This window comes from Mycobacterium sp. 4858, assembly GCF_900240975.1.
In the GTDB taxonomy this organism is placed as follows: domain Bacteria; phylum Actinomycetota; class Actinomycetes; order Mycobacteriales; family Mycobacteriaceae; genus Mycobacterium.
In genome coordinates this window covers 1,579,993-1,593,253 of sequence record NZ_LT968775.1, presented here as the reverse complement: position 1 = coordinate 1,593,253, position 13,261 = coordinate 1,579,993, and the positions used below count along the sequence as shown (strand labels likewise).

At 72.3% G+C, this 13,261-nt stretch carries 10 protein-coding genes and 1 pseudogene; all 11 read left to right on the top strand.

Annotated features, from left to right (window positions below; all coding sequences use genetic code 11):
* Positions 1 to 37 precede the first annotated feature (37 nt).
* The 11 genes and pseudogenes from pheS to C1737_RS07205 all read left to right on the top strand — a co-directional run bounded on the left by pheS (position 38) and on the right by C1737_RS07205 (position 13,239).
* Complete coding sequence (gene pheS / locus C1737_RS07255) at positions 38 to 1,081, top strand: phenylalanine--tRNA ligase subunit alpha (RefSeq protein WP_102417596.1); 1,044 nt, start codon at positions 38 to 40, stop codon at positions 1,079 to 1,081.
* On the top strand, positions 1,081 to 3,567 hold the full coding sequence (pheT, locus tag C1737_RS07250; RefSeq protein ID WP_102417595.1) for a phenylalanine--tRNA ligase subunit beta: 2,487 nt from the start codon (positions 1,081 to 1,083) through the stop codon (positions 3,565 to 3,567). The genes pheS and pheT overlap by 1 nt, the downstream gene beginning before the upstream one ends.
* A 38-nt stretch (positions 3,568 to 3,605) precedes the next feature.
* Positions 3,606 to 4,665: pseudogene (gene argC / locus C1737_RS07245) on the top strand (N-acetyl-gamma-glutamyl-phosphate reductase).
* Entirely contained in the window at positions 4,662 to 5,873 is a 1,212-nt protein-coding gene (argJ, locus tag C1737_RS07240; RefSeq protein ID WP_102417594.1) for a bifunctional glutamate N-acetyltransferase/amino-acid acetyltransferase ArgJ, read from the top strand. The pseudogene argC and the gene argJ overlap by 4 nt, the downstream one beginning before the upstream one ends.
* Complete coding sequence (argB, locus tag C1737_RS07235; protein ID WP_067917056.1) at positions 5,870 to 6,757, top strand: acetylglutamate kinase; 888 nt, start codon at positions 5,870 to 5,872, stop codon at positions 6,755 to 6,757. The genes argJ and argB overlap by 4 nt, the downstream gene beginning before the upstream one ends.
* Positions 6,758 to 6,771: 14 nt before the next feature.
* Positions 6,772 to 7,938 carry an acetylornithine transaminase gene (locus C1737_RS07230; RefSeq protein WP_102417818.1) on the top strand — a complete coding sequence of 389 codons (1,167 nt, stop codon included), beginning with the start codon at positions 6,772 to 6,774 and terminating at the stop codon, positions 7,936 to 7,938.
* Positions 7,935 to 8,861 carry an ornithine carbamoyltransferase gene (gene argF, locus C1737_RS07225; protein WP_067917053.1) on the top strand — a complete coding sequence of 309 codons (927 nt, stop codon included), beginning with the start codon at positions 7,935 to 7,937 and terminating at the stop codon, positions 8,859 to 8,861. Before C1737_RS07230 ends, argF begins: the two co-directional genes overlap by 4 nt.
* Positions 8,858 to 9,358 (top strand): arginine repressor, encoded by a 501-nt coding sequence (locus tag C1737_RS07220; RefSeq protein WP_067917051.1) that lies wholly within the window; start codon positions 8,858 to 8,860, stop codon positions 9,356 to 9,358. The genes argF and C1737_RS07220 overlap by 4 nt, the downstream gene beginning before the upstream one ends.
* Positions 9,359 to 9,370: 12 nt before the next feature.
* The gene (locus tag C1737_RS07215) at positions 9,371 to 10,570 is read left to right on the top strand and encodes an argininosuccinate synthase (RefSeq protein ID WP_102417593.1); all 1,200 of its coding nucleotides are present in this window, start codon (positions 9,371 to 9,373) and stop codon (positions 10,568 to 10,570) included.
* A gap of 82 nt (positions 10,571 to 10,652) precedes the next feature.
* Positions 10,653 to 12,074 (top strand): argininosuccinate lyase, encoded by a 1,422-nt coding sequence (gene argH, locus C1737_RS07210; RefSeq protein WP_102417592.1) that lies wholly within the window; start codon positions 10,653 to 10,655, stop codon positions 12,072 to 12,074.
* 103 nt (positions 12,075 to 12,177) lie between these two features.
* The gene (locus C1737_RS07205) at positions 12,178 to 13,239 is read left to right on the top strand and encodes a type III polyketide synthase (RefSeq protein ID WP_067917044.1); all 1,062 of its coding nucleotides are present in this window, start codon (positions 12,178 to 12,180) and stop codon (positions 13,237 to 13,239) included.
* Positions 13,240 to 13,261 lie beyond the last annotated feature (22 nt).

Genomic DNA, 13,261 nt, shown 5'->3' with positions numbered 1-13,261 from the left:
CCTCCCAGCCCCTCATCAGCAAGGAGAGTGTCGCCGCGTGGGTGCTCAGCCCGTCGACCTGTCGCCGGATGCCTTGGCCAAGGCGGTCGGCGTCGCCCAGAAGGCCATCGCGCTCGCCGGCGATCTGGACGCGCTCGCGCGGGTGAAGACCGAGCACCTCGGCGACCGTTCCCCGCTGGCGCTGGCGCGTCAGGCGTTGGGGGGCGTCCCCAAGGGGGAGCGCGCCGACGCCGGCAAACGGGTCAATTCCGCGCGGACCGAGGTCCAGCGCAGCTACGACCAGCGCCTGGCCGCGCTGCGCGCCGAACGCGACGCCGCGGTGCTGGTCGCCGAAAGCGTCGACGTCACCCTGCCGTCGACGCGCCAGCCACCCGGCGCGCGGCACCCGATCACCATCCTGGCCGAACACATCGCCGACACTTTCATCGCGATGGGCTGGGAGCTGGCGGAGGGGCCGGAGGTCGAAACCGAGCAGTTCAACTTCGACGCCCTCAACTTCCCGGCGGACCACCCCGCGCGCAGCGAGCAGGACACGTTCTACATCGCACCGGACGATTCCCGGCAGCTGCTACGCACCCACACCTCGCCGGTACAGGTGCGCACCCTGCTCGCCCACGAGCTGCCCGTCTACATCGTCTCGATCGGCCGCACCTTCCGCACCGACGAGCTGGACGCCACCCACACCCCCGTCTTCCACCAGGTGGAGGGGCTCGCGGTGGACCGCGGCCTGTCCATGGCCCACCTGCGCGGCACCCTGGACGCGTTCGCCCGCGCCGAGTTCGGGCCCGAGGCGCGCACCCGCATCCGGCCGCACTTCTTCCCGTTCACCGAACCTTCCGCCGAGGTCGACGTGTGGTTCGTCGGCAAGAAGGGCGGCGCCGGCTGGGTGGAGTGGGGCGGCTGCGGCATGGTGCACCCCAACGTGTTGCGGGCCGCGGGCATCGACCCCGAGGTGTACTCCGGCTTCGCCTTCGGCATGGGCCTGGAACGCACGCTGCAGTTCCGCAACGGCATCCCCGACATGCGTGACATGGTCGAGGGCGACGTGCGGTTCTCGTTGCCGTTCGGGGTGGGTGCCTGATGCGGATCCCCTACAGCTGGCTGCGGGAAGTGGTGGCGGCCGGCGCCCCGGGCTGGGACGTCAGCCCCGCCGACCTCGAGCAGACGCTGGTGCGGATCGGCCACGAGGTGGAGGAGGTGGTCGCGCTCGGTCCGGTCGACGGCCCGCTGACCGTGGGGCGGGTGACCGCCATCGAGGAGCTCACCGGCTTCAAGAAGCCCATCCGCGCCTGCCAGGTCGACGTCGGCGAGCCCGAGCCGCGCGACATCGTCTGCGGGGCAACCAACTTCGCCGTCGGCGACCTGGTGGTGGTGGCCTTGCCCGGGACCACGCTGCCCGGCGGGTTCGCCATCGCGAGGCGCAAGACCTACGGCCGCGACTCCGACGGCATGATCTGCTCGGCGGCCGAACTCGGTTTGGGCGCAGACCATTCCGGGATCCTGGTGCTGCCGCCCGGCACCGCAGAGCCGGGCGCCGACGGCACCGCGGTGCTGGGACTGGACGACGTGGTCTTCCACCTGGCGATCACCCCCGACCGGGGCTACTGCATGTCGGTGCGCGGGCTGGCCCGCGAGGTCGCCTGCGCCTACGACCTGGACTTCGTCGACCCCGCGGACGTCAAACCCTTGCCCGCCAACGGCGAGGCCTGGCCCCTGGCCGTCCAGCCCGAAACCGGTGTCCGGCGCTTCGCGCTGCGGCCCGTGACCGGCATCGACCCCGCCGCGGTGTCGCCGTGGTGGCTGCAACGCCGGCTGCTGCTGGCCGGCGTCCGCGCGACCTCGCCAGCGGTGGACGCCACCAACTACGTGATGCTCGAGCTCGGCCACCCGATGCACGCGCACGACTGCGATCGCATCTCCGGCGGCCTCGGCGTGCGGTTCGCCCGGGCCGGCGAGACCGTCGTCACCCTCGACGACATCGAGCGCCGGCTGGATCCGGCCGACGTGCTCATCGTCGACGACCGGGCGACGGCCGCGATCGGCGGCGTGATGGGCGCGGCGAGCACCGAGGTGCGCGCCGACTCCACCGACGTGCTGCTCGAGGCCGCCGTGTGGGACCCCGCCGCCGTCTCGCGCACCCAGCGCCGGCTGCACCTGCCCAGCGAGGCCGCCCGGCGCTACGAGCGCGGCGTGGACCCGGCCATCTCGGTGGCCGCGCTCGACCGGTGCGCCGCGCTGCTCGTCGAGATCGCCGGGGGAGCGGTGTCGGAGAAGCTGACCGACTGGCGGGGCGACCCGCCGACCGACGACTGGTCGCTCCCGCCGATCCGGATCCCCGCCGAACTGCCCGACCGGATCGCCGGGGTGGCCTACCCGCCCGGGACCGCCGCGAGGCGCCTGGCGCAGATCGGGGCTTCGGTGAGCGACGAGGGCGACACCCTGACGGTGACGCCGCCGAGCTGGCGACCCGACCTGCTGCAGCCCGCCGACCTCGTCGAGGAGGTGCTGCGGCTGGAGGGCCTGGAGGCCATCCCGTCGGTGCTGCCCGCGGCGCCCGCGGGCCGGGGCCTGACCGCGGTGCAGAAGCGTCGCCGCGCCATCGGCAAATCGCTCGCGCAATCCGGGTATGTCGAGATCCTGCCGACGCCGTTCCTGCCGGCGGGCGTCTTCGATTTGTGGGGCCTGCCGGCCGACGACCCGCGGCGCGCCACCACGCAGGTGCTCAACCCGCTCGAGGCCGACCGCCCGCACCTGGCCACCACGCTGCTGCCCGCCCTGCTGGAGGCGTTGGTGCGCAACGTGTCCCGCGGGCTGGTGGACGTCGCGCTGTACGCCCTGGCGCAGGTGGTGCAACCGACCGAGCAGACCCGCGGCGTGCAGCCCATTCCCGTGCACCGCCGGCCCACCGACCACGAGATCGCCCTGCTGGACGCGTCGTTGCCCCGCCAGCCGCAGCACGTGGCCGCCGTCCTGGCGGGCCTGCGCGAACGCCGCGGCCCGTGGGGCCCCGGCCGCCGTGCCGAGGCCGCCGACGCGTTCGAGGCGGCCCGCATCATCGCCCGCGCCAGCGGGGTCGAGGTGAGCCTGCGGGCCGCCCGGCACCTGCCGTGGCACCCGGGCCGGTGCGCCGAGGTGCTCGTCGGGGAGACCGTCGTCGGCCATGCGGGGCAGCTGCACCCGGCGGTGATCGAGCGCTCCGGACTGCCGAAGGGTACCTGCGCCGTCGAGCTCAACCTCGACGCGATCCCCATCGCGGTGGCGCTGCCGGCGCCCCGGGTGTCGCCGTTCCCGGCGGTGTTCCAGGACGTCAGCCTGGTGGTGCCGGCCCACGTCCCGGCCCAGGCGGTGGCCGACGCCGTCCGGGAGGGCGCCGGCGAGTTGCTCGAAGACCTGCAACTGTTCGACGTCTTCACCGGCCCGCAGGTCGGCGAGGACCGCAAGTCGCTGACGTTCGCCCTGCGCTTTCGCGCGCCGGACCGCACGCTGACCGAGGACGACGCCAGCGCGGCCCGCGACGCCGCGGTGCGACGCGCCGCCGACGCGGTCGGCGCCGAACTGCGCACCTAGCCCGCCCTTGTAATGGATTTGCAAAGCAATGCATAACCATGCAGAATCGGCGGAATGGCCGACGTATTGAGGGTGGCGGTTGCCGGGGCCAGCGGCTATGCGGGCGGGGAGATCCTGCGCCTGTTGCTCGGGCATCCGGCCTACGCCGACGGCCGCCTCGCCATCGGGTCGCTGACCGCCGCTTCCAGCGCCGGCAGCACGCTCGGCGAGCACCATCCGCACCTGACGCCGCTGGCGCAGCGCGTGGTCGAGACGACCGACCTCGCCGCGCTGGCCGGGCACGACGTGGTGTTCCTGGCCCTGCCGCACGGGCATTCGGCGGCGCTGGCCGAACAACTCGGCCCCGACGCGCTGATCGTCGACTGCGGCGCCGACTTCCGGCTGACCGATGCGGGCGCCTGGGAGCGGTTCTACGGCTCCCCGCACGCCGGCAGCTGGCCGTACGGGCTGCCGGAGCTGCCCGGCGCGCGGGAGCGGCTGCGCGGCGCGCGCCGCGTCGCGGTGCCGGGCTGCTACCCGACCGCGGCGCTGCTGGCGTTGCTGCCGGCGGTGGCCGAGGACCTGATCGAGCCGGCCGTCACGGTGGTCGCCGTCAGCGGCACCTCGGGCGCGGGCCGGGCCGCCAAGACCGACCTGCTGGGTTCCGAGGTGATCGGGTCCGCGCGGGCCTACAACATCGCGGGCGCCCACCGGCACACGCCCGAGATCGCCCAGGGTCTGCGCGCCGTCACCGACCGCGACGTCACGGTGTCGTTCACGCCGGTGCTGATCCCGACGTCGCGCGGCATCCTGGCCACCTGCACCGCCCGCACCCGCGCGCCGCTGTCGCAGCTACGGGCCGCGTACGAGAAGGCCTATGACGGGGAGCCTTTCGTGCACCTGCTGCCCGAGGGCCAGCTGCCCCGCACCGGTTCGGTGATCGGCAGCAACGCCGCCCACCTCGCCGTCGCGGTGGACGAGGCCGCAAGTGCGTTCGTGGCCATCGCCGCCATCGACAACCTGGTGAAGGGCACCGGTGGCGCCGCCGTGCAATCCATGAATCTCGCGCTGGGTTGGCCGGAGACCGAAGGCCTTTCGGTGGTCGGGGTCGCGCCGTGACCCACCTTGCCGAGGCGCGCCTGGTGCGCGAACAGGGCGTCACCGCGCCCGCCGGGTTCCGGGCCGCCGGCATCGCCGCCGGCATCAAGGCGTCCGGCAACCGCGACCTGGCCCTGGTCTTCAACGAGGGACCCGACTACGCGGCCGCCGGCGTGTTCACCCGCAACAAGGTCAAGGCCGCGCCCGTGCTGTGGACCCAGCGGGTGCTGACCACCGGCGCGTTGCGTGCGGTGATCCTCAACTCCGGCGGCGCCAACGCCTGCACCGGTCCCGGCGGCTTCCAGGACGCCCACGCCACCGCGGAGGCCCTCGCGGCCGCGTTGTCGGACTGGGGGACCGAGACGGGGGCCATCGAGGTCGCGGTGTGTTCCACCGGCCTGATCGGGGACCGGTTGCCGATGGACAAGGTGCTCGCCGGGGTCCGGGCGGTCGTGCAGGACATGGCCGGCGGGATGAGCGGAGGAGACGAGGCCGCGCGCGCCATCATGACCACCGACACGGTGCCCAAACAGGTTGCGCTGCACCACCCGGGCAACTGGACGGTCGGCGGGATGGCCAAGGGGGCGGGCATGCTGGCGCCCTCGCTGGCCACCATGCTCTGCGTGCTCACCACCGACGCGGCCGTCGACGCCGCCGCGCTCGACACCGCGCTGCGCCGCGCCACCGCCCGCACCTTCGACCGCCTCGACATCGACGGCAGCTGTTCGACGAACGACACCGTGCTGCTGCTGGCGTCGGGCGCCAGCGAGATCACCCCGTCCCAGGCCGAACTCGACGACGCCGTGCTGGCGGTCTGCGACGACCTGTGCGCGCAGCTGCAGGCCGACGCCGAGGGCGTCACCAAGCGCGTCACCGTGACCGTGACCGGGGCCGTCTCCGAGGACGACGCGCTGACCGCCGCGCGGGTGATCGCCCGCGACAGCCTGGTCAAGACCGCGGTGTTCGGGTCCGACCCCAACTGGGGCCGGGTGCTGGCGGCGGTCGGCATGGCGCCGGTCACCCTCGACCCGGACCGGATCCGGGTGTCGTTCAACGGTTTTGCCGTGTGCGTCGACGGCGTCGGAGCGCCCGGCGCCCGCGAGGTGGACCTGTCCGGCGCCGACATCGACATCACGGTCGACCTGCGTGTGGGCGACGCCTCCGCCGCCGTCCGCACCACCGACCTGTCGCACGCGTACGTCGAAGAGAACTCGGCGTACAGCTCATGACAGTCAACACTCAAGAGCTGTCCACCGCGGTCAAGGCGCAGGTGCTGGCCGAGGCGCTGCCCTGGCTCAAGCAGCTGTACGGCAAGGTCATCGTCATCAAGTACGGCGGCAACGCCATGACCGACGACACGCTGCGGCACGCGTTCGCCGCCGACATGGCCTTCCTGCGCAACTGCGGCATCCACCCCGTCGTCGTGCACGGCGGCGGCCCGCAGATCACCGCCATGCTGCGGCGCCTGGGCATCGAGGGCGACTTCAAGGGCGGCTTCCGGGTCACCACACCGGAGGTGCTCGACGTGGCGCGGATGGTGTTGTTCGGGCAGGTGGGTCGCGAACTGGTCAACCTGATCAACGCGCACGGGCCCTACGCCGTCGGCATCACCGGCGAGGACGCGCAGCTGTTCACCGCCGTGCGGCGCAGCGTCACCGTGGACGGCGTGGCCACCGACATCGGCCTGGTCGGGGACGTCGAGCGGGTCAACACCGCCGCGGTGCTGGATCTGATTGCGGCGGGCCGCATTCCGGTGGTGTCGACGCTCGCGCCGGACGCCGAGGGCGTGGTGCACAACATCAACGCCGACACCGCCGCGGCGGCGCTCGCCGAGGCCCTGCGGGCCGAAAAGCTGCTGATGCTCACCGATGTCGAGGGCCTCTACACCAGCTGGCCGGACCGGGATTCGCTGGTCAGCGAGATCGACACCGCGACACTGTCCCAACTGCTACCCACGCTGGAGGCGGGCATGATTCCCAAGGTCGAGGCGTGCCTGCGGGTGGTCACCGCGGGCGTGCCGAGCGCGCACATCATCGACGGCCGGGTCGAACACTGCGTGCTGGTGGAGCTTTTCACCGACGCGGGCACCGGGACCAAGGTGGTGAGCGCGTGACCAAAGGGGATCTGATGCAGCACCGCTGGCAAGCCGTGATGATGAACAACTACGGCACCCCGCCGCTGGCCCTGGCCGCCGGCGACGGCGCCGTGGTCACCGACGTGGATGGCAACACGTACCTCGACCTGCTCGGCGGCATCGCCGTCAACGTCCTGGGCCACCGCCACCCCGCCGTCATCGAGGCCGTCACGCACCAGATGACGACGCTGGGCCACACCTCCAACCTCTATGCCAGCGAGCCGGGCATCGCGCTGGCCGAAGAGCTGGTCGCCCTGCTCGGTGCGGACGCGCCCGCGCGGGTGTTCTTCTGCAACTCCGGAACCGAGGCCAACGAGGTCGCGTTCAAGCTGTCGCGGCTGACCGGGCGCACGAAACTGGTTGCCGCGCAAGGCGGTTTCCACGGCCGCACGATGGGCTCGCTGGCGCTGACCGGCCAGCCGAGCAAGCAGGCGCCGTTCGAGCCGCTGCCCGGCTTCGTCACCCACGTGCCCTACGGCGACGCCGACGCGCTGGCCGCCGCCGTCGACGACGCCACCGCCGCGGTGTTCCTCGAACCGATCATGGGCGAGGGCGGCGTCGTCGTCCCGCCCGGGGGCTATCTGACCGCCGCGCGCGACATCACCGCGCGGCACGGTGCCCTGCTGGTGCTCGACGAGGTGCAGACCGGAATGGGCCGCACCGGAGCGTTTTTCGCCCACCAGCACGACGGCGTCACCCCCGACGTCGTGACCATGGCCAAGGGCCTCGGCGGCGGGCTGCCCATCGGCGCCTGCCTGGCCGTCGGGCCGGCCGCCGAGCTGATGACCCCCGGCCTGCACGGCAGCACCTTCGGCGGCAACCCGATCTGCGCCGCGGCCGCGCGGGCGGTGCTGCGGGTGATCGCGGGCGAGGACCTGGTCCGGCACGCCGAGGTGCTGGGCAAGTCGCTGCGCCACGGCATCGAGTCGCTGAACCACCCGCTGATCGACCACGTGCGCGGCCGCGGGCTGCTGCAGGGCATGGTGCTGACCGCGCCGCGCGCCAAGGACGCCGAAAACGCCGCGCGCGACGCCGGATTCCTGGTCAACGCCGCCGCGCCGGACGTCGTCCGGCTGGCCCCGCCGCTGATCGTCACCGAGGCCCAGCTCGAGACCTTCGTCGAGGCGTTGCCGGCCATTCTGGACAGGGCCGCGGCATGACGCGCCATTTCCTGCGCGACGACGACCTGTCGCCCGCCGAGCAGGCCGAGGTGCTGCAGCTCGCCGCCGAACTCAAGAAGGACCCGTTCAGCGCCCGGCCGCTGGAGGGCCCGCGCGGCGTCGCGGTGCTCTTCGACAAGAACTCCACCCGCACCCGGTTCTCCTTCGAGGTGGGCATCGCCCAGCTCGGCGGGCACGCCGTCGTCGTCGACGCGCGCAGCACCCAGCTGGGTCGCGACGAGACGCTGGGCGACACTGCGCGGGTGCTGTCCCGCTACGTCGAGGCCATCGTGTGGCGGACCTTCGCCCAGGACCGGCTCGAGGCGATGGCCGAGGCCGCCGCGGTGCCCGTGGTGAACGCGCTCTCCGACGAGTTCCATCCCTGCCAGGTGCTCGCCGACCTGCAGACGATCTCCGAACGCAAGGGATCGCTTGCGGGACTGCGTATGTCCTACCTCGGCGACGGCGCCAACAACATGGCCCACTCGCTACTGCTCGGTGGGGTGACCGCCGGCATGCACGTCACCGTCGCCGCGCCCGACGGCTTCGCCCCCGCGCGCGCGTACGTGGCGGCGGCCCGCGCGCGGGCCGAGACCACCGGCGGCTCGGTCGCCCTGACCGCCGATCCGGACGCGGCGGCGACCGGGGCCGACGTCCTGGTGACCGACACCTGGACGTCGATGGGGCAGGAGGACGACGGGCTGGACCGCCGCACACCGTTCCGGCCCTTTCAGGTCAACCAGCGGCTGCTCGGCCTGGCCGATCCGGAAGCCATTGTGCTGCACTGCCTTCCGGCCCACCGCAACGACGAGATCACCGACGAGGTGATGGACGGGCCGGCCAGCGTCGTGTGGGACGAGGCCGAGAACCGGCTACACGCCCAGAAGGCGCTGCTGGTGTGGCTGCTGGAGCGGTCCCGATGACCCGCTCGAAAACCACCCCCGAGATCACCCGGGCCGGCCGCCAGGACCGCATCGTGGCGATCCTGTCGTCGGCGTCGATCAGCAGCCAAAGCGAGCTCGCCGCCCGGCTGGCCGACGAGGGCATCGAGGTCACCCAGGCCACCCTGTCACGCGACCTCGAAGAGCTGGGCGCGGTGAAGCTGCGTGGCGCCGACGGCGGCGTCGGCGTCTACATCGTCCCCGAGGACGGGAGCCCGGTGCGCGGCGTCTCCGGCGGCACCGCGCGGTTGTCCCGGCTGCTCAGTGAGCTCTTGGTCTCCGCCGACGCCAGCGCCAACCTCGCCGTGCTGCGCACCCCGCCCGGCGGCGCCAACTACTTGGCCAGCGCGATCGACCGCGCGGCGTTGCCGTACGTCGTCGGCACCATCGCCGGCGACGACACCGTCTTCGTGGCCGCCCGCGAGCCGATGACCGGCGCGGAGCTGGCCCGCACCCTCGAAACTCTCACCACAACCTAAGGAGATTGGTTCATGTCAGATCGCGTCATCCTGGCGTATTCCGGCGGACTGGACACGTCGGTCGCGATCAGCTGGATCGGCAAGGAAACCGGCCGCGAGGTGGTGGCGGTCGCGATCGACCTCGGCCAGGGCGGCGAGGACATGGAGGTCGTCCGCCAGCGGGCCCTGGACTGCGGCGCGGTGGAAGCCGTCGTCGTCGACGCCCGCGACGAGTTCGCCGAGGGCTACTGCCTGCCCACCATCTTGAGCAACGCCCTCTACATGGACCGCTACCCGTTGGTGTCGGCGATCAGCCGGCCGCTGATCGCCAAGCACCTGGTGGCGGCGGCCCGCGAGCACGGCGGCACCACCGTCGCGCACGGCTGCACCGGCAAGGGCAACGACCAGGTCCGGTTCGAGGTCGGATTCGCTTCGCTGGCACCGGATTTGGAGGTGCTGGCCCCGGTCCGCGACTACGCGTGGACGCGGGAGAAGGCGATCGCATTCGCCGAAGAGAACGCCATCCCGATCAACGTCACCAAGCGCTCGCCGTTCTCCATCGACCAGAACGTGTGGGGACGCGCGGTGGAAACCGGCTTCCTGGAACATCTTTGGAATGCGCCCACCAAGGACATCTACGCCTACACCGAAGACCCCACCATCAACTGGAACACCCCCGACGAGGTGATCGTCGGGTTCGAGCGCGGCGTCCCGGTGTCCATCGACGGCAAACCGGTGTCGGTGCTGGCCGCCATCGAGGAACTCAACCGCCGCGCCGGCAGCCAGGGCGTCGGCCGCCTGGACGTGGTCGAGGACCGGCTGGTGGGCATCAAGAGCCGCGAGATCTACGAGGCCCCGGGGGCGATGGTGCTCATCACCGCCCACACCGAGCTCGAACACGTCACGCTGGAGCGCGAGCTGGGCCGCTTCAAGCGGCACACCGACCAGCGGTGGGCCGAGCTGGTCTACGACGGGCTCTGGTACTCCCCGCTGAAGACCGCGCTGGAGGCGTTCGTCGCCAAGACCCAGGAGCACGTCACGGGCGAGGTCCGAATGGTGTTGCACGGCGGGCACATCGCGGTCAACGGCCGGCGCAGCGCGCAGTCGCTCTACGACTTCAACCTGGCCACCTACGACGAGGGCGACAGCTTCGACCAGTCGGCCGCCAAGGGCTTCGTCTACGTGCACGGGCTGTCGTCCAAGATCGCGTCCCGCCGGGACCTGGCCACATGACCGCGAGCGACCGTGTCTGCACGACGACACGCCGCATTGTGCGTACAAACGCGGTCGCTCGCGCGGGGGCGAGGGCCGAAGCGTGAGCACGCGCGAGGGGTCGCTGTGGGGCGGGCGGTTCGCCGACGGCCCGTCGGACGCGCTGGCGGCGCTCAGTAAGTCCACCCATTTCGACTGGTTGCTGGCCCCCTACGACATCGTCGCCTCGCGGGCCCACACCGTGATCCTGTTCCACGCCGGGCTGCTCACCGCCGAGCAGCGCGACGGGCTGCTGGCCGGGCTGGACAGCCTCGCCGAGGACGTGGCCGACGGCAGCTTCGCGCCGCTGGTGACCGACGAGGACGTGCACGCCGCGCTGGAGCGCGGGCTGATCGACCGGGTCGGCGCCGACCTGGGCGGCCGGCTGCGGGCCGGGCGGTCGCGCAACGACCAGGTGGCCACCCTGCTCCGGATGTGGCTGCGCGACGCAGTGCGTCGGGTCGCCGACGGGGCGCTGCAGGTGGTGGCCGCGCTGGCCGCCCAGGCCGCCGCGCACCCGACGGCGATCATGCCGGGCAAGACGCACCTGCAGTCCGCCCAGCCGGTCCTGCTGGCCCACCACCTGCTCGCGCACGCGCACCCGCTGCTGCGCGACGTCGACCGCATCGTCGACTTCGACCGGCGCGCGGACGTGTCCCCGTACGGCTCGGGGGCGCTCGCCGGCTCGTCGCTGGGGCTGGACCCGGACGCGATCGCCGCCAAGCTGGGATTCAGCACCGCCGCGGACAACTCCATCGACGCGACCGCCGCCCGGGATTTCGCCGCCGAGGCCGCGTTCGTCTTCGCGATGATCGCCGTGGACATCTCGCGGCTGGCCGAGGACATCATCCTGTGGAGTTCGACGGAGTTCGGCTACGTCAGGTTGCACGATTCGTGGTCCACCGGCAGCTCGATCATGCCGCAGAAGAAGAACCCGGACATCGCGGAGCTGGCCCGCGGCAAGTCCGGGCGGTTGATCGGCAACCTGGCCGGCCTGCTGGCGACGCTGAAGGCCCAGCCGCTGGCCTACAACCGCGACCTGCAGGAGGACAAGGAGCCGGTGTTCGACTCGGTCGCCCAGCTGGAGCTGGTGCTGCCGGCGATGGCCGGCCTGGTGGCCAGCCTGACGTTCGACGTCGAGCGGATGGCGGCCCTGGCCCCGGCCGGCTACACGCTGGCCACCGACATCGCCGAATGGCTGGTGCGCCGCGGGGTGCCGTTCCGGGCCGCGCACGAGGCCGCCGGGGCCGCGGTGCGCGCGGCCGAGGGGCGCGCCGTCGGACTCGACGAGCTCACCGACGACGAGTTGGCCGCCATCAGCCCCGAGCTGACGCCCCAGGTGCGGGAGATCTTGACGGTCGAGGGCTCGGTGTCGTCGCGCGATCGGCGGGGCGGCACCGCGCCCGCCCGGGTCGCCGAGCAGCTCGAAGCCGTCTTGGCCCGCAGCGAGGAGCTCGGCGCGCGGCTCGGCGGCCGCGAATCATGACGTTCATTTACGCTCCGGTCAATTCCAATCCGACTAGAATTCCGGCTGAAGCGATGCGGCTGAACCTGTCATGCCGGATCCTCGTCATCAAGGGGTGGGACCAATGAGCGTCGTCGCGGGCGTGTCCGGTGCCTTGCCGCCGTATCGCTACTCCCAGCGAGAGCTCACCGACTTCTTCGTCGGCATCCCGGACTTCGAGGGCTACGAGGACATCGTCCGGCAGTTGCACGCCAGCGCCAAGGTCAACAGCCGCCACCTGGTGCTGCCGCTGGAGCGGTACCCCACGCTGACCGACTTCGGCGTGGCGAACCGGATCTTCATCGACAACGCCGTCGACCTGGGCTGCGAGGCGCTCTCGGGCGCGCTCGACGAGGCGGGCCTACGGCCGCAGGACCTGGACGTGCTGATCACGACGACGGTCACCGGCCTCGCGGTGCCGTCCCTGGACGCCCGGATCGCCGGGCGGCTGGGGCTGCGCGACGACGTCCGCCGGGTTCCGCTGTTCGGCCTGGGCTGCGTGGCCGGGGCCGCGGGCGTGGCCCGGCTGAACGACTACCTGCGCGGGGCGCCGGACGCCGCCGCGGCACTGATCTCGGTCGAGCTGTGCTCGCTCACCTATCCCGGCTACAAGCCGTCGCTGCCCGGCCTGGTCGGCAGCGCGCTGTTCGCCGACGGGGCGGGCGCGGTGGTGGCCGTCGGCGAGCGCCGTGCCGAACGGATGGCCGCCGGCGGGCCCGCGATCCTGGACTCGCGCAGCACCCTGTACCCCGATTCGCTGCGCACCATGGGCTACGACGTCGGCGCGGCCGGCTTCGAGCTGGTGCTGGCCAAGGACCTGGCCCAAGTGGTCGAGGAGCATATCGAGCGGGACGTCACCGGCTTCCTCGGGGAGCACGGGCTGACGACCACCGACATCGGCGCCTGGGTCAGCCATCCCGGCGGCCCGAAGATCATCGACGCGATCAACGCGAGCCTGGGCCTGCCGCCGGACGCGCTCGAGCTGACCTGGCGTTCGCTGGGCGAGATCGGCAACCTCTCGTCGGCGTCGGTGCTGCACGTGCTGCGAGACACCCGGGCCAAGCCGCCACCCAGCGGCAGCCCCGGCCTGATGATCGCGATGGGTCCGGGATTCTGTTCCGAGCTCGTCCTGCTGCGCTGGCACTGACACCCAAGGCGTTGCTTTTGTC